A 21714-nucleotide genomic window follows, 5' to 3' on the forward strand; every position below is an offset into this window, starting at 1 on the left:
TGTCAGTAAGTTGCTAAGGCATTTTAGGACACATCTGCTAGGTTTCTGGCAGATGTTTTTGCTTTATTTATGACATTTTAATGTTGAAAATAAAGTGCGCAAGGAGCGAAGCGGGTTGTGAATCATTTGCAACGAAGTTATGCTTTACTACAAAGGAGAAAACAAATGCCAAAACGCAATGATATCAAAAAAATCATGATTATCGGTTCTGGACCAATCATTATTGGTCAAGCCGCAGAATTTGATTATGCAGGAACACAAGCCTGTCTTGCACTTAAAGAAGAAGGCTACGAAGTTGTTTTAGTCAATTCAAATCCAGCAACAATCATGACTGACAGAGAAATAGCTGAAACTGTCTATATTGAACCAATTACTTTAGAGTTTGTCAGTAAAATTTTGCGTAAGGAACGTCCTGATGCCTTATTGCCAACACTTGGTGGACAAACAGGACTTAACATGGCAATGGAATTATCCAAAACAGGAATTCTTGAAGAGCTTAATGTTGAACTTCTTGGAACAAAATTAAGCGCCATTGACCAAGCAGAAGACCGTGAGCTCTTTAAAGAATTATGTGAAAGAATTGGTGAGCCACTCTGTGCCAGTGATATTGCAACAACGGTTGATGAAGCAGTTGAAATTGCTAACAAAATTGGTTATCCAATCATCGTCCGTCCAGCATTTACCATGGGTGGAACAGGTGGAGGAATTTGTGATACCGAAGAAGAACTTCGTGAGATTGTGGCAAATGGACTAAAACTTTCTCCAGTAACACAATGCCTAATTGAAGAATCAATTGCTGGTTATAAAGAAATCGAATATGAAGTTATGCGTGATTCTGCTGACAATGCGATTGTTGTCTGCAATATGGAAAATTTTGACCCAGTTGGAGTTCACACAGGTGACTCAATCGTTTTCGCACCAAGCCAAACGCTCTCAGATAACGAATATCAAATGCTTCGTGACGCTTCACTAAATATTATTCGTGCCCTAAAAATTGAAGGGGGATGTAATGTTCAACTTGCCCTTGACCCACACTCTTATGAATATCGAGTAATCGAAGTTAACCCACGAGTAAGTCGTTCATCAGCCTTAGCCTCTAAAGCAACAGGATATCCAATTGCAAAAATGTCTGCTAAAATTGCGATTGGGATGACACTAGATGAAATCATTAATCCAGTCACTAATAAAACTTATGCCATGTTTGAACCAGCACTTGACTACGTTGTAGCAAAAATCGCTCGCTTCCCATTTGATAAATTTGAAAATGGTGACCGCCACCTAGGAACACAAATGAAAGCAACAGGCGAAGTCATGGCAATTGGACGTAACATCGAAGAAAGTCTTCTAAAAGCTGTACGCTCACTTGAAATTGGTGTTTTTCATAATGATTTACAAGAAGCACAAGAAGCAGATGATGAAATCCTCTATGAAAAAATGGTTAAAACACAAGATGACCGACTTTTCTATGTTTCAGAAGCGATTCGTCGTGGAATTCCGATTGAAGAAATTGCTGATTTAACCAAGATTGATATTTTCTTTCTTGATAAATTACTCCATATCGTCGAAATTGAAGACCAATTAAAAGTAAATATATTTGAACCAGAACTCTTAAAAATGGCTAAGAAGAACGGATTCTCTGACCGTCAGATTGCCAAATTATGGAACGTTAGTCCAGAAGAAGTAAGACGTCGTAGACAAGAAAATCAAATTATTCCAGTTTACAAAATGGTTGATACTTGCGCAGCTGAATTTGAAAGCTCAACGCCTTACTTCTATTCAACTTATGAATGGGAAAATGAATCCAAACGTTCAAGCAAAGAGAAAATAATTGTACTCGGCTCAGGTCCCATCCGTATTGGACAAGGAGTTGAATTTGATTATGCGACAGTTCACTGTGTAAAAGCACTTCAAGCCCTTGGAAAAGAAGCCATTGTCATCAACTCTAATCCAGAAACCGTTTCGACAGATTTCTCAATTTCAGATAAGCTCTATTTTGAACCACTAACTTTTGAAGATGTGATGAATATCATTGACTTAGAACAACCAGAAGGTGTGATTGTTCAATTTGGAGGACAAACAGCTATCAATTTAGCGGAACCTCTCTCTAAAGCTGGGGTTAAAATTTTAGGAACGCAAGTTGAAGATTTAGACCGTGCTGAGGACAGAGATTTATTTGAAAAAGCATTACAAGATTTAGAGATTCCACAACCACCAGGAGCTACAGCAACAAATGAAGAAGAAGCTGTTGCTAACGCCAATAAAATTGGTTATCCAGTCCTTATTCGCCCATCTTTTGTTTTGGGCGGTCGAGCAATGGAAATCATTAATAATGAAAAAGACCTGCGTGATTACATGAATCGTGCGGTAAAAGCTTCACCTGAACATCCAGTACTCGTTGATTCTTATTTACAAGGACGTGAATGTGAAGTCGATGCAATCTGTGATGGCACAGAAGTTCTTCTTCCAGGAATTATGGAACATATTGAACGAGCAGGGGTTCACTCAGGTGACTCAATGGCTGTCTATCCACCCCAAACTTTTTCACAAGAAATTATTGATACAATTGTTGATTACACTAAACGATTAGCAATTGGTTTGAACTGCATCGGAATGATGAATATTCAATTTGTTATTTTTGAAGAACAAGTTTATGTCATTGAGGTAAATCCACGCGCGTCACGGACTGTTCCCTTTTTATCTAAAGTGACAAACATTCCAATGGCACAATTGGCGACACAAATGATTTTAGGGAAAAACTTGAAGGATTTAGGCTACACAGAAGGCTTAGCAGAAACTCCTGATATGGTTCACGTGAAAGCACCAGTCTTTAGCTTTACAAAACTAGCAAAAGTTGACAGCTTACTTGGTCCAGAAATGAAATCAACAGGTGAAGCAATGGGTTCAGATGTGACCCTTGAAAAAGCACTTTATAAATCATTTGAAGCCGCTAAACTACACATGGCAGATTATGGTTCGGTCTTATTCACAGTTGCTGATGAAGATAAAGAAGAAACGCTAGCACTTGCTAAAGATTTCGCAGAAATAGGTTATTCATTAGTTGCAACTCAAGGAACTGCAGCATTCTTTAAGGAAAATGGACTTTATGTCCGTGAAGTTGAAAAACTAGCTGGTGGAGAAGATGAAGAAGGAACATTAGTTGAAGATATTCGTCATGGACGCGTTCAAGCAGTTGTGAACACAATGGGAAATACTCGTGCCTCATTAACAACGGCTACCGATGGTTTCCGTATTCGTCAAGAAGCAATTAGTCGCGGTATTCCACTTTTCACATCACTAGATACTGTTGCTGCAATTTTAAAAGTAATGCAAAGTCGTAGTTTTACAACTAAAAATATTTAAAAAAATAAAGAAGTCCCAAACGGGGCTTTTTTTATTTTTAAATAAAAAAACAAAAATTACTTCAATTATGTATTAATATTCGTACACATGTATTAAAGAAAGCGTTTTATTAGACTTGAGTTAGAAAAAAGGTTATAAAAGATATATAGACTACTTAGTAATTTATAAACGACAAAATATTGAAAGAGGGTAGGTGAATGACTAGAGAAAATAAAGTAAAAATATTCATTTTAAGTTTCTTTTTTATTAATATTTCCTTCCTTTTATTTGTCGAAAGGCCCATCTCAGCAGATACTGCTATAGACAGTCAAAATTCAGTAGCGAATGCCTATATTAATGTGACTGCACCAACAACAAACACTTGGTCTCTTACTGCTCCAAATTTTAATTTTGGCACTCAAACAGCAAGCTCTTCAGTAATCAATAGCAATGCAACGGGAGATGCAGCAATTAAAATTGTTAATTTATCTGGAACATCAACAAGTTTTTCTCTTCAACAATCAATTTCGGACTTTACTTTAGTATCTAACACTATCGTTTTACCAGCGACTGGCTTTTATGTTTCAGTAGCGAATAGTTCTGACGGAAAACTTATTGGAAGTTCCAACGTCAACATTTTCAAACAGAATGGTGTTGTTTTGCGAAGTGGAACGGGAGCGAATGGAACGATGAATAGTGGTGCTGTGACAGCCCAACTAACAGTAGATGGGACAACTAGAGTAATTGTTACAGGTTCTTATAAAGCAACGATTACCTCGACACTTGTAACAGGACCATAGAAGGGAGAAAAGGTGAAAATAAAAAGATTTATTCTTCTCATGACTTTAGGATTTTTAATTATCCTATTTGGTTTAGCTCCCAAGGCTAGAGCAGCTATTGTAGGTGGAACAGTTGATACGACAGGAACAGTGACAGGCATAACAGGAGCAACCTACTATAATGTGAGCAATTGGCAAGATATGATTGATACTTATAAAGGAGTGACACCAAATGCAGCTTCAGGCAATACTGTTTTTCTTAATGTAACGGCAAATGTTCCCGGAAATAGTATTTTGAACTCTGGCAACACCGTTTCTAGTGGGAAATCTTTATCAATAAACGGAAATAATTATACTCTCTATCTTGATAATGACACGAATTATACAACGGCTCAGAGTATTGGTGGAAGTGATGGAACAGCCAGAGCTTTCGGCTCAAATGGAACGATTTCTACGGATACGATTCTAACAGTTAAGAATGCAACAATTGTAAACAATATCACGAGTGGAATTTTTCAAATGAAAGGTTTAAACGCTAAGGCTACGGCTGTATATGAAAATGTGACAGTAAGCAATGGTGATGCAATCTACGGAGCGCAACCAATTAGAAATGATAATGGAAAAGTATTATTTCGAGGAACAAATACCTTTAATATTTTACAAAATCACAATATTAATGATACAGGTTCAGCTGGAGCAGATAATCAAGGCGAATGGATTCAAGGAGGAGCCTATCTTGAAGTGGTAACTGGTACAACGACTTTGAATCAAAGTTGGGGAAATGACCAACCTTTCTACGTATATTATTCAAGTGGTGGTTCAACTTTACAAGTTGATGCCGGAGCATCGATGGTTTGGAATCTAAATAAGACCTATACGATGTACTATGATGATGGAAGTTTATTGACAGTTGGAGCTTTGAATTGGAATATTAATGGAAGTTTTGTCATTAATGGAACTTTAAATACCTCATCTACTTATGCTGGAGGCTGGTTTATGGCCTTGAATACATTAAATAGTTGGAACTTAAATGTTGGACAAAATGCAGCACTTAAGGTAACAACGGGTGGGGTAATTAGTTTAGATGCGTTTTTGACGGGTGCAGTAAAATGGAATTTTGCACAGGGTTCAAGTGTTCTATTTAATAACTTAAATCCAAATCAAAACGTAGTTTCACTTGCTCCAGGATTAGGAAGTAGCATCACAATGACCGACCCCAAAGTTGTGACTTTTAATACAGCGGGTGGCTCAGTCTTTTCTACTACCGTTCTAACATTTCCGATTACGATTTCGGGAAGTGGCTTGCGAACCCACTCATCATCAACCGGTTATACTTTTGATTCGACTTATGACTTGATAACACCCAACAAAGGAATAATTACCCCAACGAGTTCAGATATTTGGTATCGAATGAATACGGGAACACTCACGACCTTTAACCCTACTTTACAGGTAACAAATTTAAGTCCTAATAGTTATGGAAGTGACGCATCAAGTATTGCAGCTGGGAAATATATTTCATGGTATCAGCCTCTAGGATTTCAATTAAATGCAGCTTTATCAAGTATGAATCGAACATTTAATGTTTCATTAGATCCTACTTTAGCTCAAGGGACACCGGTAGATGGGTCATGGTCTTCTCTAATTAATGGTGCAAGTACTGAAACACTTGTTGTCGGTGATGATCGAGCACAAAATCCCAATATACATGTCCTTGTCAAAATGACTCAGAATAATTTTCCTAATGGACTTCAGTATTATTGGGTTGACCCAACAACTAAAACAGCCAGCCAATTAAGCCTTAATTCTGCTTTACAAATTGCAAGTATCACAAGTGATAGTACATTGCCATCTTGGATTAAAATGACTGGTGCAGGAAGTTGGTATACAATGATATTTCCAACTGATTCAGCCCTAAATATTAAAGCGAATAATAGCTTGTTAACACAAACTAATACTAACGCGGGAACTTTTCAGTACACCGTAGCAAATGGACCATCATAAAGGAGGAGAAAGTGAAAAAAGTTTATAAATTAATCTTTCTATCCATCCTTAGTATATTATTGATAGTTCAATCTAAAGTTGCTTATTCAGAAAGTCCAACCAGTGATTTTAGCGTAGGAGCTATACTTGAAGGACACCAAAAAGATAGAAGCATTACTTATTGGTGGTTGCAAGTAGAAAAAACGCAGTCAATAAATTTAAAGTTAAAAATTAGTAATGGTAATGAAGAAAATAATTTTGAAATTACATCTAATCAAGCGGTTAATAATAATAATTTTACTCTCGATTATAGCTTATCAGAAGAGGAAGTCAGTCAATATTTACATCATAAAAATTCAAAGTTTAATTTCTATCAAGATATCTATTTTGATGAAGCGCAAGAAGCAGGTAAATTCAAAATTACTTTGGCTCCTAATGAAGTTAGAGAAATTACGATTAATCTAAAAATTCCTAAAGAAGGAATCAAAGGTCAACTAATTGGCGGGATAAATGTCACAAAAGTGCCAAAAGAGAGCGACCGTCAAGAAGGAATCTTAAACGTTTACAGTAACGTTGTTGCTCTTGTGATGGAAGATAAAGATTACTCAGAATCACATAAACAGAATTTAGAATTTGCTTTGGAAAAATCTAATGAGAAAGAACAAGTCATAAAAATCGAAAATCCCAATTCCTTTCTTCTAAGTAATATGAATATAAAAGCGGTGATAAAAGACCAAAAAGGGGAAGTTGTTTCAGAATTTAGTAATCCAAAAACAGCAGTAGTCCCTAACGCGTCGGTAAGTATTAAACTGAATAATCAAAAAGAACTAGTAAAGGGAGCAAAATATTATTTAACAGTTTACTCCTCTAATCAGACTTTTAAGCGGAATCTAATCGTTTCTGACTCAGGGAACTTGAAGGTTCTAGAGAAGAAAAAAGAAGAGATTAAGCCCTTAAATAAAAAATCAGTAGGGCTATCATTAATTCTAATGGTTGTCATATCTTCTGGCGGAATTTATGCCTATTTCAAAAAATAGTCAATCAGTTTATAAATCAAGATTGATAAAATTAGGAAGGAGATTAATGAAAATCAAATATATTCTTTGGGTTATCTGTGCACTCTTACTTTTAAATACAAGTGTCATTCTTGCTCAAGAAATTGGGGGAACTAACACGACAGGAAAAGTGGGATTTTTAGAAAAAAAACCAATTGAAAAACCATCAGTAACTTCTAGTTCGCAAGCTACTGGTCAAAGTCAAATATTGACTAATCAAAATTTACCAATTGTAGGCACTAACCAGAATGATTCTTTAATGCCTTTCGTGGTAGGATTAGTGGCAATTGGAGTTGGAAGTTTAATGATTAAAAAGACCAAACGAATAGGATAAAGGAGAACTTTAATGAAAAAAACAATATTCAGCCTTAGTGGCGTCGCAGTAATTACAGCAATACTTTTGTCAACAAGTGTTTTAGAAGTCAGTGCCGCATCAGTGGGAAGCACGACGAGTGGAGCTAATGTGGCCTTTCAACCTAAGAAAACGCCAACTAATCCGGTATCACCTGGCGATGGTAAAACGCCAATTAGTCCAACTACGCCAGGAGTTCCTAATACTTCAAATCCTGTTGCTTCAGATGATGGATTGACTTTGGATTATGTACCAGCCATTAACTTTGGTACTCACTATGTAGATGCTTCAACAGCTCATACTTGGTCAGCTTGGGCTGCAAATGATGGAAGTGGTAAAGCTATTCCGCAATTCATGCAAGTAACAGATAACCGAGGAACAGCGACTGGTCCAACAGGATGGTCAGTTTCTTTGACGCAAACAGCTCAATTTAAAGGAACGAAAGCTGGTGATTTAGTCAATGCTGTTATGACTTTTAACAATGATAAAACTAATGCGGTTGTTAGTACATCAATGAATAAAGCAAGTTCAACCGTAAATACGGCAACGAATGCTCTTGTTCCAGGAACGGCAGTAAATATTTTCCAAGCAGATGCAGGAACGGGGACAGGAACAAACTTGCTTAGCTTTGGTGCGGGAGATGGTTCTACTTTGGTAACCGACCCAGAAACTTTGGATTCTGCAACGAATACAACAGGTAAGGTAGATCCCAATATTACTCTTAATGTACCAGCAGGATCTGCCAAGGTGGATACCTATACTACAACTTTAAACTGGAATCTTTATAGTGCACCAGGTAATGCATAATAGTTGATTCAAGCAGCTGAGTCTCTCAAAAGGGAGACTCAACTTTTATAAAAAATTGGGGATTATGGGGGGTATAAATGAAAAAATTACAATTATTTTTATCAGCGATTTTTCTTACGCTATCATTTGGTTTGGCTCAAACTGGCTATGCTCGGACTGATGATTATACTGTGAAGCCAATTATTCCAGAAAATCAATCGAACAAAGATTTAGGATATTTTGATATTCTTTTAGGGGCCGACGAAGAACAGACTTTACAAGTTGAATTATCTAATAATACTGAGCAAGAAATAAAAATTGATGTTACCTTATCTAGCGCAGTAACAAATATGACGGGTCTTGTTGTTTATGAACCAACGGAAATAGTGGCAGATTCTTCACTGAAATATAATTTAAAAGACTATGTTAAGACTCCCAAAGTTGTGACATTGCCACCTCTTACTCGCCAAAAACTGGACCTGAAAGTAAAAATGCCAAATGAAGCGTTTAATGGTCAAATTGCTGGTGGAATTACCTTTTCAAAAGAGGGACAAAATGATAAGGAAGAAGATTCAGAAGGAATTACAGTTAAGAATACCTATTCTTACACTATTTCCCTACTAATGAGGCAAAATGATAATGAGGTCTCGCCAGATTTAAAGCTAAAGACGGTCAGCCCTAGTCAAATTAATGGACGAAATGTGATTAATGTTAATCTGCAAAATCCAACGATGACTTATATCAATACGATGAACGTAAAAGCAACGATAAGTGGTATAAGTAATACAGATATAAAATATACTTATTCAAATTCAATGATGCAAATGGCCCCAAATACAAGTTTTGATTTACCTATACCAACTAGTAATCAAAGTGCGGCTACAAGGGTATCAGAACCTCTAAAACCTGGGAAATATCGTCTTCAACTTGTCGTTAATGCCAGAACGGATGATCAAGGAAAATATGAGGCACAGGTCGATAATAAAACGGCACGATATAAGTATCAATGGACCTTTGATCAAGAGTTTACAATTTCTGATAATCAAGCTCAAAAACTGAATGATAGTGACCCAACCGTTAAAAAAGAAAAAGACTGGACATGGCTATTATTTGTCATCGGTATATTACTACTTGTCTTATTCTTCATTATCTTATTATGGAAACGTAGAAAAAAATCTCAAAAGGAGGAAGAAGAAAAGCAAGCACTTAGAGAAAAAATAGAAGCCCAAGAAAAAATAATTGATGATTTGAATAAAAAGTGATCCCTATTTACTTCAAAATAAAAATCCTTCCATTTTAAACGGAAGGTTTTGTTATTATTATTTGATTAGTGCTGATATCATAAAAGATTAAACATTTCATAGGCTCATAATGAGGTCCTACAACTGCAATTCAAAAGTAAGATTAGTCAGAAGTACTCTTGTTTTTTTTATAAGTAAGTGCGCGTGCCTTATTAGTATGGAAATTAATGCACCAACTAAGTTCATCAATAATAGCCAAAGAACAAACTAAAACTTTGTTTGTAAGCTAATAATAATTTTTTTTGGTAAAATAATTAATAGAAATAGATTTGAGAAAGATGAACTTTTGCAAAAAAATTATGATTATATTATTTAATAAACCTTATGATGTACTAACAAAATTTACTGACGGAGAGGGTCGGAAAACTTTAAAAGATTATATTAAAATACCAAATGTTTATGCTGCTGGAAGATTGGATAAAGATAGTGAAGGTCTACTTTTACTGACAGATGATGGAAAGCTCAATCATTTACTGACAGACCCAAAATCAAAATCTTACAAGACTTATTTGGTTCAAGTGGAGGGAGAATTTTCATCAGAAGCAGCGCAAAAGTTGCAAAAAGGTCTTTTATTAAAAGATGGAAAAACATTGCCTGCGAAAGTAAAATTAATTGATGAACCTGATTGGCTTTGGGAACGGACTCCACCAATTCGTGAACGAAAGGCAATTCCGACAAGCTGGGTTGAAATTTCAATCAAAGAAGGAAAAAATCGGCAAATTAGAAGAATGACGGCAGCGGTTGGCTTCCCAACACTTCGATTAATTCGTTGGTCAATTGGTCAATATTCACTGGGAAATCTAAAATCTGGGGAATATAAAATTATTCAAAAATAAAAAGGAATCATTTTGTGATTCCTTTTTATTTAGAAAGAACGTCCGCCACCAGAACCGTCACTGAAATTATTGTTATCAGAAGAAGGACGAGGGATAATTCTTGTAGTTATAAATGTGTTGACTAAAATATCTTCACGTTGATGGAGTTCTAAATTACCATTTCGGCCGTAATCGTAGCGCCATACGGCATGAGCGTCTTTCATTTGATAACGACGATAGATGGTCCAAACGAAGCCACCAGCTGCAATCAAAGAAATGATAAGAGCAATCAAAATTGATAAGGGTTGAAAGCTGCGATGGAAAGTTACAGCTCCTGTTTCGGAATTGATAGAATACTTTCTTGATGTTGGAATTCCTGCTTGGTAATATTTAGAAACTTGGTCAAAAAATCCACTGACAGCCTGATAATAATTATTGTCAGTCAATTCGGGTTGGACAATGTCTAAGGTTTTTTCAATTCGACTTGAAGGCAAGTAGTATTTAAGATTTCCTGTTGCCCAAATATAAACTTTACGTAAGTTCATGTTAATGACCAAAACGACACCGTTGTTTTTAGCGCCTACTTTATCAGCCAGATAAGTTTTTGCCATTTGACTGGCAGGGGTAGAGCTATCTGTCGTGACAACATAGACACCCGCTTTTGTTTCATTGGCCAATTTCTGAGCTTCTTGTTCAAGGAGGGTTACATTTCCACCTAAAAGCTGAAGATTATCTTCAAGACCTGATGAGAACGTCGCCGCTGCTGTCTTTGGTGCAATGAGTAAAAAGAAGAAGCTTAGGAAAAATAAAGAAAGAATGACTAATTTTTTTCTCATGATAGCAAATACCCCACAATAATTCCAAGAAGAAGCACTAGAATAAAGATTCCAATGGCAACTGTCCAAAGTTTTTTCTTATCAATGGGTAGAAGTCCGGCTACTTTACCAGTTTGACCATTCATCGCGTAATAAAAGAGACGGTCATTGCCAGCTTCTTTATAAGTAACCAGCCAGATTGGGAGTAAAACGTATTCTTCATCGATATTTTTAATCTGCTGATTACTCTGTAAATTACTGACAGAAGTATAACCGACAATTGTTGATTCCATTAATCCGTCAGCATATTGACGAAATTCCCGTTCAACATTTTCTTTCATATCAGGGAATTCAATATCTCGTTTTTCAGTTAAAAAGCCAGAAAGATATTGATTTTTAAAAGGAATAGCAGCAGTCATATCAAAAGGTTGAACGGCGCCAACCATTTTGTCTGACAGATTTTTTTTCAAGGCATTTTTGATTAAATCCTTAAATTTTGTCTCTCCGCCCCGCTGAATTTCATATTGAGAATGCTCAGTGTACTCGGTATCGCCAACCATCCAAACGCGTAAATTGGTGGCTTGCGCCGAAATACCGCCAGATAGTTCAGCATCAACAGCCCAATAGGGGAAATAAACGCCTGACAGATTTTGAATTTGTTTTTTGTCAAAAAAGGCCTTGGGAACAAATTTTTTCTTGCCCACCCAGTCTAAAAATTGTTCTTCAGCCGCTTTTCTCTCAATTTGAAAAGGGAGAATTTTTTCGGGGAGAAATTTACCAGACAATCGCTCGGTCAGAACAACCGGATTATGACAATAATAGCACCAAGTTGAAGCAGTTGTCGCATCAGTGACGATTTCTGCACCACAAGATGGACAGAGAAATAGTCCAATTTCTTCGTCAGTGTTTTCGTCAGCTCTTTTTTCGTCGCTGTCAGTAATTTTTTCCTTTTCGTCAGTCGTTTCAGCGTTACTGACAGAGCTGATAGGACTGTCAGTAACTTTTGCTGCCTCTTGCTTGGCCTCGAAATCAGAAACTTCTTGTTCCGTAAATGTTGAACCACAATATTCACAGTGAAATTTTTGATTTTTGGGTTCAAAGAGCAGTGGACCTCCACAATTGGGACATTTATGTGTAAGAACTTGGCTTTCGCTCATCGTTACTCCTTACTTTTAAGTTATGAAACCTGCTTATTTAGCAGGGGAAATTCAGTTAGAAACTAAAAGAATTTTCATCAGAAATAAATTCTTAAAAATACGCAAAGACAAGCAGCCCTAATTTAGAACTACTTTATCTTAAATCATTATTTACATGTCTTAGAGCGCTTTGGCAACAAAAGGCTTACCACATTCAGGACAGAATTTAGGAACACCATTCGCCAAATTAACGACCGCTCCACACTCGTTACAAGCCATATTTAATTCAGGCATAACAGGAGTTGCTGAGGGTTTCGCTTGCCCACAATTTGAACAGAACTTACCGGTATTTTTAGTATTACATTCAGGACAAGTCCAAGTATCAGCCTTGTTCTCTGCTTGGGCTTGCATTTGAGCTTGGTTAGTTTGTGAAAAACCAGCTAGATTTTGTCCACCCATATTCATTCCCATAAAGGCATTTGTCGCACCACCAGTGTTTGAACCAGCAGCCTCAAGACCACGAGCAACAGCTCCTTGGACAAAACCTTCACGGATAGAAGGGTCACCAAGCATTGCGCCTTGATTACGCATGTTAATCAATTTTTGACTGTCATCAGTGTAAGAAATGCTAGCGACAGCAACAGAAACAATTTCCATTCCTCGCAACTGTTTCCAATCTTCATCAAGAACAGAGGCCATGTATTTGCTGAGCTCCATACTTTTTGAAGTTAAAAATGAAACCCGTTCGCCTTGAGCAGAATATTGGTTAATTGACGTATTTAAAGCCGTTAAAAATTCAGCCAAATATTGGTCATTAATTTCTTGAATTTCGACATGATCAGCATTTTTAGGAATGACGTTTGCGTAAAAAGCAAGAGGGTCAGTGATTTTTATTGAATAAGTTCCATGTGTACGCAAGAAAAGCTCTGCATTATAAAAATTATCAAAGTATTGAAGAGGTGTCGCTGTTCCAAATTTAATACCTTTAATTTCTTGAAGATTGACATAATAAACTTCTTGTTTTTGAGGAGTTGTTCCACCAAATTTGAAACGGAAGAAGCTTTCTTGAATTGAATCCCGCAAATCACCATTAAAAAGACTTGGCGCAGTGTCATTTTTGACAGTATAATATCCAGGTTCAGCGGTGTAATCAATAATTTTACCACCATCCACAAGAATCATCATCATGTTTTCATAAACGTGAACGATAGAACCGTCAGTAATTACGTCTTCGGTTCCTTTACGATTAGAACCACGTTTTGCATCTTTTCTTACTTTAATTCCCTTAGTGAAAACCGTTTGGTCTGACATTTCATTTGGCTCAATGACCTCAAGCCATTGGTCAGCCAACGCCCCACCGAGTGAACCTGTTGCAGCTTTAATAATTCCCATGTATTCTTTTACAAACAAATTCAATTCAAAACAAAATTTTAGAGAATGAATTTGCCTTCCTTTCCTTTAGTGAATAGCTCAGCTATTTGACTTAATTATATCAAATTTCTCTGACGAAACCTATCAATTATTTGAAAATTTACTAAAATCAGACTAAAGTCGGAATTTATTGATTCTCTCCTGTTTCTTTAAATAAATTTTTATATCATAGGATTAACAAGTTAAGGCTTGCATTTTATCAGATTTATAGATATAATAGACAAGTTATAACTTTCGTACAGATAACATAAATTATGTTGAATTATACAGAGGCGAAATTATTATTTTAGGATAATAATTTCGTCTCTTTTTGTTTAGTTTTAGGAGATTTTATTGCATGAATAAAAACAACCATTTCCACTTATTGGGGGCAGTGATTGCTACAGGGATTTTGTCATTTTCTGGCGTTTTGATTGAAACGGCGATGAATGTGACTTTCCCAACGCTGATTAATGAGTTTGGACTTTCTACTTCAAAAATACAATGGGTAACGACGATTTATCTGCTTGTGATTGCGATTACGATTCCGCTCTCTTCTTATTTTAATGAGCGATTTTCAGCAAGAAAACTTTTTTTGGTCGCTAATCTTATCTTTTTAGTTGGGGTTTTGACCAACTGTTTCTCACCAAATTTTGCCATGCTATTATTTGGCCGACTTTTACAAGGGGTGGGAACTGGGATTGGTTTACCTCTGATGTTCCACCTGATTTTGACTAAAGCACCACTTCATAAAAGAGGAATGATGATGGGGATTGGGACTTTAACGACTTCCATCGCTCCGGCTATTGGCCCAACTTATGGAGGAATTATTTCTAATTCGCTTGATTGGCGTTATATCTATATTTTCCTTTTACCTTTGGTGGTAATTTCTTTAGTGCTTGGTTTGGCTTGTCTTCCAAGAGAAGGGGCAAAAACGTCCAAGAAATTGGCGCTTCGCCCAGTTATTGCATTATCAATCATGTTCTTTGCTTTCATTTCGGCTCTAAGTGCAGAGCATTTAATGACCTTCGCCTTACTCTTTATTGTAGGATTGGTCGGAGCTTTCTTGTTTGTTCGATTCAACCGCAAAGAAAGTTTAATTGATTTAGGAATTTTGCAAAATCACCGATTTGTGGCGCTGATTTTTAGCCTTTTGGTATATCAAGCTTTGCTATTAGGTCTATCTTTTGTTTTACCAAGTTTTATTCAAGTTTCTGCTGGATTTAGTTCATCAGTGGCGGGACTTTTTATGTTTCCTGGAGCTTTGATTGGTGCAGTTTTAGCACCAATTTCTGGGAAAGTTTTGGACCAAATTGGTGCCAGAAAACCAATTACGACTGGTTTGATTTTAGCAGCCCTTGGTCTTGCTTTGCTCTTCGTCTTTTTACCAACAAAAAGCCTTGCTTTGCTCTTGGTGGCACACATTGTCTTGATGTTAGGTCTTGGGATTTCATATAGTAACTTAATGACTTGTAGCTTGAGCACTTTAGCTACTGACCAACTTTCTGATGGAAATGCTTTGGTCAATACTTTGCAACAATTTATTGGTGCGGTGGCAACGGCAGTTGTCGCAACGACACTTTCAATTTTCCAAGGACTCAATGGCTTCAAAGTTGGAACGAGTCATGGAACTTCAATTATTTTAGCTCTATTTTTCATCTTGATTATCGTGAGTTTAATTGTCAGTTTCCCAAATTTGAAAAAAATTAGGGCCAATCATTAAAAAAATCTTTGACGAATGACACTTTTTTCGTTATAATATTTTAAAACCTTTAACTAAGTCCAGAGAGGCTTGCAAGGATACGGAAAATTTAATTTGGCTTACTGACAGCTTAAAGATGAACTTCTCTTTAGCCCATTTATTCTGTCAGTAAATTACCAGTTTTTTAGTACACTTGTAAGTTCTCTTACAAGTGTTTTTTTGTGTCAACTAAAGAGTTGTCAGTAAATCTGCACTTTCTGTCAGTAAAATGCGATTAACATGAGCATTTTATCGATGAATAAAAGAAGGTTCATTAATCTGAACTTTCTGTCAGTAATGCGATTAACATGAGCATTTTATCGATGAATAAAAGAAGATTCAGCAATCTGAACTTTCTGTCAGTAATGCGATTAACATGAGCATTTTATCAATGAATAAAAGAAGGCTCAGCAAGCTGAACTTTCTGTCAGTAATGCGATTAACATGAGCATTTTATTGGTGAATAAAAGAAGGTTCAGTAAGCTGAACTTTCTGTCAGTAATGCGATTAACATGAGCATTTTATCGATGAATAAAAGAAGGTTCAGCAAGCTGTAGCTTCTGTCCGAATAAAGAATGGAGAAATAATGCCTAAGTTACAAGAGATGATGACGATTGTCAGCCAACGTGAGGTTGCTTCTAATATTTTCGAGATGGTTCTTAAAGGAGAGCTAGTAGAAGAGATGGATTTGCCGGGACAATTTTTACATCTTGCGGTGCCTAATGCTAGTATGCTTTTACGTCGCCCAATCTCTATTTCCAGTTGGGATAAAGTCGCAAAAACTTGTACGATTCTTTATCGAATTGGGGACGAAACAAGTGGAACTTATGAAATTTCAAAATTACAAACAGGTGCAAAAATTGATGTAATGGGCCCACTGGGAAATGGTTTTCCAGTAGATGAAGTAGTTTCGACTGATAAAATTTTAATTGTCGGCGGAGGAATCGGAGTTCCACCTCTCTATGAATTGGCTAAACAACTTGAAGAAAAAAACTGCCAAATGACCATTTTGCTAGGTTTCGCTTCTGAAAAGGTCAAGATTTTAGAGAAGGAATTTGCTGAACTAAAAAATGTAAGCTTGAAAATTGCAACTGACGATGGCTCTTATGGAACAAAAGGTCATGTTGGGATGTTAATGGAAGAAGTTGATTTTGAAGTTGACGCTCTTTATACATGTGGTGCGCCAGCCATGCTCAAAGCTGTTGCAAAAAAATATGACCAGTTGGAACGACTTTATATTTCAATGGAAAGCCGGATGGCTTGTGGAATCGGAGCATGTTATGCTTGCGTTGAACATGATAAAGAAGATGAGAATCATGCCCTTAAAGTCTGTGAAGATGGCCCTGTATTTTTAGGAAAACAACTATCACTATAATTGGAGTACTCTATCAGCATAAAAAAATCATCAGTAGAGCTGATGATTGTCACAAAAAAATTAGGAGAAAAAATGACCGAAAATAATCGTCTGTCAGTAAAATTACCCGGACTTGATTTAAAAAATCCAATCATTCCAGCTTCAGGTTGTTTTGGCTTTGGTGAAGAATATGCCAAATATTATGATTTGAACAAATTAGGGTCAATCATGGTCAAAGCAACAACCCTTCATCCTCGTTTTGGCAATCCGACACCCCGTGTGGCTGAAACAGCGAGTGGCATGCTTAATGCAATTGGACTACAAAATCCAGGATTAGAAGTGATAATGGCCGAAAAATTGCCTTGGCTCAATGAAAATTTTCCAGACCTTCCGATTATTGCCAATGTAGCTGGTTCTGAGGAAGATGATTATGTGGCTGTTTGTGCAAAAATTGGAGATGCACCCAATGTGAAAGCCATTGAATTAAATATCTCATGCCCTAATGTTAAACACGGCGGACAAGCTTTTGGGACAGATCCAGATGTTGCAGCTGCGCTAGTCAAAGCTTGTAAAGCAGTCAGTAAGGTGCCTTTGTATGTGAAACTTTCACCCAACGTGACCGACATTGTTCCGATTGCAAAAGCAGTTGAAGCAGCTGGAGCAGATGGATTGACAATGATAAATACACTGATGGGTGTACGTTTTGATTTGAAAACACGAAAACCTGTTTTAGCAAATATCACAGGTGGATTGTCGGGTCCTGCAATTAAACCAGTTGCACTCAAACTCATTCATCAAGTGGCTCAAGTAGTTGACATTCCAATCATTGGAATGGGTGGGGTTGAAAGTGCTCAAGACGTTTTAGAAATGTATATGGCAGGAGCTTCAGCCGTTGCCGTTGGCACTGCAAATTTTGCTGACCCATTTGTCTGTCCAAAAATCATTGAAAAATTACCAGAGGTAATGGATCAATATGGAATTGATAGCTTAGAAAACTTGATTCAAGAAGTTAAAAACTCAGAAAAATGATTTTATTATTAGCTAAAATTACTGACATCCTGTTTAATCATTCTGTCATTAAAATGCGACCAAGCGAGCATTTTATCTGTAGCTAAAAGAATTGTCAGCAAAGCTGATCATTCTGTCATTAAATATTTAGAAAAAGGAAGTAGAAAAAATGCAAGAAAATAGACCTGTCATTGCCCTTGATTTCCCTGAATTCTCAGACGTAAAAGATTTTCTCGAAAAATTTGACCCGTCAGAACAATTGTATATTAAACTAGGAATGGAACTTTTTTACACGGCTGGACCCCAAGTCGTTTACTATGTAAAATCGCTCGGCCACAGTGTATTCCTTGATTTAAAACTCCATGATATTCCAAATACTGTTGAATCCTCAATGCGTGTTTTAGCACGTTTGGGAGTAGATATGGTTAATGTTCACGCCGCTGGTGGTGTTGAAATGATGGTCGCAGCTAAACGCGGTTTAGAGGCTGGAACGCCAGTTGGACGGCAAAGGCCAAAATTAATTGCGGTCACACAATTAACCTCAACTTCTGAGGAAATTATGCAAAATGACCAAAAAATTATGACTAGTCTTGAAGAATCGGTTATTAATTACGCACAAAAAACCGCTCAAGCAGGACTTGACGGTGTCGTTTGTTCGGCACATGAAGTTGAAAAAATTAAAGCAGCGACATCGAAAGAATTCATTTGTCTCACACCAGGAATCCGCCCAGAGGGTGCAAGTAAAGGCGACCAAAAACGAGTAATGACACCTAAAGAAGCAAGAACAATTGGTTCAGATTATATTGTTGTCGGCCGTCCAATTACCCAAGCAAAAGATCCAGTAGCTAGCTATCATGCGATAAAAGCAGAATGGAATCAATAAAATGAAAAAATTACTTCACTTTTTGGTTGTGTTACATGGTTTTTGATTACATGCTTTTATTAGACTTAATTGTTGTCGTCGTCGTAAGGTCATGGTTTAAAATTCAAAATAAAAGTCAAAAACAAAGTCAAAAAGTGTGGAAGAATAAATTTACTAAATTTTGGTTTCGCTATCGGTCAATACATATTACTTTTATCTTACTCTCAATCTTTACTAGCCTTTCACTGACGGCACCTGCAATGGTCATGAATAGTTTTACTGCGATTGTTTCTATTTCAGTATTGGTGATTAATCTCAGCAAAAAAATCGGCTAAAAATGGCCGATTTTTTTATTTTATTGGATTTTTTGCAGGAGTTCCTGCTTTGCGTGGGTATTTTTTAGGGGTTTCTTTTTTCTTTTCAATCAGAGCAATGTGACGCTCATCACCGTTAGGCAATTCATAAGCGACTTCTTTGATAAATTTTCCACCAAGTGTAGCAATTGCCTTTTTAGCGTCATTCAATTCTTCTTCAAATTGAGCTGCTTTTAATGACAATAAAATACCATTTTTCTTGAGAAAGGGAATCGTAAATTCAGTCAAAACAGAAAGTCTAGCAACCGCACGGGCAGTAACAAAATCAAATGTTCCACGATAATTAGTATCCTGACCAAAATCTTCAGCTCGTCCGTGAAGTAAAGTCACATTTTCGAGGCCTAATTCCTCTGTCAGTAAACTTAAGAAATTAATTCGCTTATTGAGAGAATCAATGATAGTCACTTTTAATTCAGGGAAAATAATTTTCATTGGTAAGCTAGGAAAACCTGCTCCAGCACCAATATCTAAAATACTGACAGGTTGGTCAGTAATCAATCCATATAAAATTGGTGCAATAGAATCATAAAAATGTTTTAAATAGACTTCATTTTTTTCAGTAATTGCTGTCAGGTTAATTTTTTCATTCCATTCAACCAAGAGTTCAAAATAGCGTTCAAATTGTTTGATTTGTTTATCAGAGAGTTGAATATCAAATTCTGTCAGTGCTGACAAAAATTCATCAGGGGTCATAAATTTCGCTCCAAAAGTTTTCTAGTAATTTCGGCAATCAGCTCACGATTTTTACCTTTTGGTAATTTATCAATTAAATTTAATGCTGAAAGAGTATAAGATTTCGCAAGTGCTTTGGTTTTTTCAAGGGCATCAGAAGTTTTGATAAAATCATAAACTTCATCAAATTTTTCATTTTTAATTAATTCAGAAACAAGAGCATTGTTTTCCTGTAAAGCAAAGAGAACAGGAGCAGAATAAATGCCTTGTTTAATGTCTTCAAGTACCGGTTTTCCAAGCGTTTGAGCAGTCGATGCATAATCTAAATAATCATCCATAATTTGGAAAGAAATCCCAATATTCATTCCAATTTTATAAGCTCGTTTGGTCAATGTATTATTTTTAGAAATTAAAGGAGCAACAGAAGCAGAAAGTGCAAAAAGTTCTCCCGTTTTTCCTGAAATATTTTCAATATAATCATCTAAAGTTTGTTGAAGATTAAAATGATGATTAAGTTGACCAAGCTCACCACCTAATAAACGCTCAATTGAACCAATATTTTTGGTTAAATTTGATAATTCTAATGAGTGTTCAGACATTAGACGAAAGACAGCAATAAATAAATAGTCCCCAGCATAGACGGCAATTTCTGGTCCGTATTTTGCTGACAAAGTAGCTACGCCACGCCGTGTGTCTGCGTGGTCAATGACATCATCGTGAACCAAAGTCGCTGTATGCATCATTTCGACAGAAGCCGCAAGTGCCAATCTTTCACTTTCAGAAAGATCAGTAAATCCTGAAAATAAAAGTAAATAAGCTGGACGCAACATTTTTCCGCCCGCATCAAATATATCAAAAATAGCCGATTTAACATCTGAATTTTTGATGGTAACGTGGCTTTTCATTAATTGTTGAACTTGAACCAATTCTTTTTCAAGCTCTGGATAGTCTTTCCAAAAGTTATTTTTTAAGTCCATTGTTTACTTTCTTTAATAAATAGTTCTTGAATAGGTTTAACACGTGTAATTAATTGATTCCCAGCAATGCCAATTGCAAAACCAGCAAGTATTCCAAAAAAGGCAAGCCAAGGCAAATAAAGCATCACAGAAGTTGTTTTAGCTAAAAGAGAAGCCATTGCTAATTGGCCAAAATTATGAAAAAATCCACCAACTGTCGAAATTCCAATCATTGAAACCAGTTTTGGTCCAAATTGCTTCATCAAATACATGGCTAACAGAGATAAGATTCCGCCTGCAAAAGAGTACAGAAAAACGGAAAAACCAGTAAAAAGTGCTGTAATTAATAGACGAAGAATTTGCATGACCCAAACTTGTCGCCATCTTAAAGTGAAAACTGCAATAATCATCACCAAATTGGCAAGGCCCACTTTAGCTCCAGGTGCAAAAGCAAAAAAAGGAGGTAAAGAGCTTTCAATAATTCCCATAACTACCGCAGCAGCTGTCAATAGAGAAACATAAACGTATTCTTTAATATTCATACTTTATAATCTACCTGTTCATCCTTTTGACCACTCATAACTTCAATCACTAAATTATGAGGTAAACAGACGATAGTTTCCCCAGTCTTAGAAATATAGCCCCTTTGGACGTCAATTTGGTCTTTACAATTGGCTTCGACAACCGCAATTTCACCATTTTTAACTTGTATTTTATTATAATCGCCATCTTTATCACGGTAGGTCCAAGTTTGATTTTTATTTAAATCAAAAGTTTTAATCACCTTACCACTAATTCTTAGTTCGGCCTGAGCTCCTTTGGAACCAGTAGCGAAGAAGAACAAAGTTGAAAAAGAAGCGATGAACAGTAGAAAAATAATAACAAAATCAAGCGGTTTTGTCTTTATGCTTTTAAAAAAATTAACCGTGTTTTTAAAGAAGTTCATTAAGGTTAATTATAGCAAAATTAATGAAAA

Annotated in this window: 20 protein-coding genes; 13 read left to right on the forward strand and 7 right to left on the reverse strand. The window is 36.3% G+C overall.

The genetic code is table 11. From position 1 onward, the window contains the following. Positions 1 to 165 precede the first annotated feature (165 nt). From carB to LDP15_RS02720, 8 genes are all read left to right on the forward strand, one after another. Positions 166 to 3360, forward strand: coding sequence for a carbamoyl-phosphate synthase large subunit (gene carB, locus LDP15_RS02685; protein WP_225513476.1), 3195 nt, complete (start codon positions 166 to 168; stop codon positions 3358 to 3360). A 197-nt stretch (positions 3361 to 3557) separates the two neighbouring features. After that, positions 3558 to 4139, forward strand: a complete 582-nt coding sequence (locus tag LDP15_RS02690) for a hypothetical protein (RefSeq protein WP_015426592.1) — start codon at positions 3558 to 3560, stop codon at positions 4137 to 4139. Between the two features lie 39 nt (positions 4140 to 4178). Next, entirely contained in the window at positions 4179 to 6122 is a 1944-nt protein-coding gene (locus LDP15_RS02695) for an RTX toxin (protein WP_163646513.1), read from the forward strand. 11 nt (positions 6123 to 6133) lie between these two features. Beyond that, positions 6134 to 7138 (forward strand): DUF916 domain-containing protein, encoded by a 1005-nt coding sequence (locus LDP15_RS02700; protein ID WP_015426590.1) that lies wholly within the window; start codon positions 6134 to 6136, stop codon positions 7136 to 7138. 46 nt (positions 7139 to 7184) lie between these two features. Then, a complete protein-coding gene (locus LDP15_RS02705; RefSeq protein ID WP_015426589.1) occupies positions 7185 to 7490 on the forward strand; it encodes a hypothetical protein in 306 nt (101 codons plus the stop codon). A 12-nt stretch (positions 7491 to 7502) separates the two neighbouring features. Further along, entirely contained in the window at positions 7503 to 8315 is an 813-nt protein-coding gene (locus LDP15_RS02710) for a WxL domain-containing protein (protein ID WP_015426588.1), read from the forward strand. A gap of 77 nt (positions 8316 to 8392) precedes the next feature. Beyond that, positions 8393 to 9556: a DUF916 and DUF3324 domain-containing protein gene (locus LDP15_RS02715; protein ID WP_015426587.1), complete on the forward strand. Its 1164-nt coding sequence runs from the start codon at positions 8393 to 8395 to the stop codon at positions 9554 to 9556. Positions 9557 to 9894: 338 nt separating this feature from the next. Continuing rightward, positions 9895 to 10431 carry an rRNA large subunit pseudouridine synthase E gene (locus tag LDP15_RS02720; RefSeq protein ID WP_025017118.1) on the forward strand — a complete coding sequence of 179 codons (537 nt, stop codon included), beginning with the start codon at positions 9895 to 9897 and terminating at the stop codon, positions 10429 to 10431. 29 nt (positions 10432 to 10460) lie between these two features. Here the strand turns inward: LDP15_RS02720 and LDP15_RS02725 are convergent, their stop codons facing one another. From LDP15_RS02725 to LDP15_RS02735, 3 genes are all read right to left on the reverse strand, one after another. Further along, positions 10461 to 11246, reverse strand: coding sequence for a TPM domain-containing protein (locus tag LDP15_RS02725; RefSeq protein ID WP_015426586.1), 786 nt, complete (start codon positions 11244 to 11246; stop codon positions 10461 to 10463). After that, entirely contained in the window at positions 11243 to 12382 is a 1140-nt protein-coding gene (locus LDP15_RS02730) for a hypothetical protein (protein WP_015426585.1), read from the reverse strand. The genes LDP15_RS02725 and LDP15_RS02730 overlap by 4 nt, the downstream gene beginning before the upstream one ends. A 159-nt stretch (positions 12383 to 12541) precedes the next feature. Further along, positions 12542 to 13753, reverse strand: coding sequence for an SPFH domain-containing protein (locus tag LDP15_RS02735; protein WP_003132414.1), 1212 nt, complete (start codon positions 13751 to 13753; stop codon positions 12542 to 12544). 376 nt (positions 13754 to 14129) lie between these two features. Between LDP15_RS02735 and LDP15_RS02740 the strand changes: the two genes are divergently transcribed. From LDP15_RS02740 to LDP15_RS02760, 5 genes are all read left to right on the forward strand, one after another. Further along, a complete protein-coding gene (locus LDP15_RS02740; protein ID WP_015426584.1) occupies positions 14130 to 15494 on the forward strand; it encodes an MFS transporter in 1365 nt (454 codons plus the stop codon). 604 nt (positions 15495 to 16098) lie between these two features. Then, on the forward strand, positions 16099 to 16887 hold the full coding sequence (locus tag LDP15_RS02745) for a dihydroorotate dehydrogenase electron transfer subunit (protein ID WP_058204146.1): 789 nt from the start codon (positions 16099 to 16101) through the stop codon (positions 16885 to 16887). Between the two features lie 72 nt (positions 16888 to 16959). Further along, entirely contained in the window at positions 16960 to 17895 is a 936-nt protein-coding gene (locus LDP15_RS02750) for a dihydroorotate dehydrogenase (RefSeq protein ID WP_015426582.1), read from the forward strand. A gap of 148 nt (positions 17896 to 18043) precedes the next feature. Beyond that, entirely contained in the window at positions 18044 to 18757 is a 714-nt protein-coding gene (gene pyrF / locus LDP15_RS02755) for an orotidine-5'-phosphate decarboxylase (protein WP_012897963.1), read from the forward strand. Between the two features lie 35 nt (positions 18758 to 18792). After that, the gene (locus LDP15_RS02760; RefSeq protein WP_015426581.1) at positions 18793 to 19071 is read left to right on the forward strand and encodes a hypothetical protein; all 279 of its coding nucleotides are present in this window, start codon (positions 18793 to 18795) and stop codon (positions 19069 to 19071) included. 15 nt (positions 19072 to 19086) lie between these two features. On the opposite strand, the gene rsmG is transcribed toward LDP15_RS02760, so the two are convergent. Genes rsmG through LDP15_RS02780 form a run of 4 tightly spaced genes read right to left on the reverse strand, consistent with a single transcriptional unit; the run spans position 19087 to position 21684 of the window. Next, complete coding sequence (gene rsmG, locus LDP15_RS02765) at positions 19087 to 19803, reverse strand: 16S rRNA (guanine(527)-N(7))-methyltransferase RsmG (protein WP_015426580.1); 717 nt, start codon at positions 19801 to 19803, stop codon at positions 19087 to 19089. Continuing rightward, complete coding sequence (locus LDP15_RS02770) at positions 19800 to 20759, reverse strand: polyprenyl synthetase family protein (protein WP_015426579.1); 960 nt, start codon at positions 20757 to 20759, stop codon at positions 19800 to 19802. Before LDP15_RS02770 ends, rsmG begins: the two co-directional genes overlap by 4 nt. Continuing rightward, complete coding sequence (locus LDP15_RS02775) at positions 20750 to 21280, reverse strand: Gx transporter family protein (RefSeq protein ID WP_003131089.1); 531 nt, start codon at positions 21278 to 21280, stop codon at positions 20750 to 20752. The genes LDP15_RS02770 and LDP15_RS02775 overlap by 10 nt, the downstream gene beginning before the upstream one ends. Further along, a complete protein-coding gene (locus tag LDP15_RS02780; protein WP_012897960.1) occupies positions 21277 to 21684 on the reverse strand; it encodes a NusG domain II-containing protein in 408 nt (135 codons plus the stop codon). The genes LDP15_RS02775 and LDP15_RS02780 overlap by 4 nt, the downstream gene beginning before the upstream one ends. Positions 21685 to 21714: the final 30 nt, after the last annotated feature.

This window comes from Lactococcus sp. SK2-659, assembly GCF_020218185.2.
Classification (GTDB): Bacteria; Bacillota; Bacilli; order Lactobacillales; family Streptococcaceae; genus Lactococcus; species Lactococcus lactis.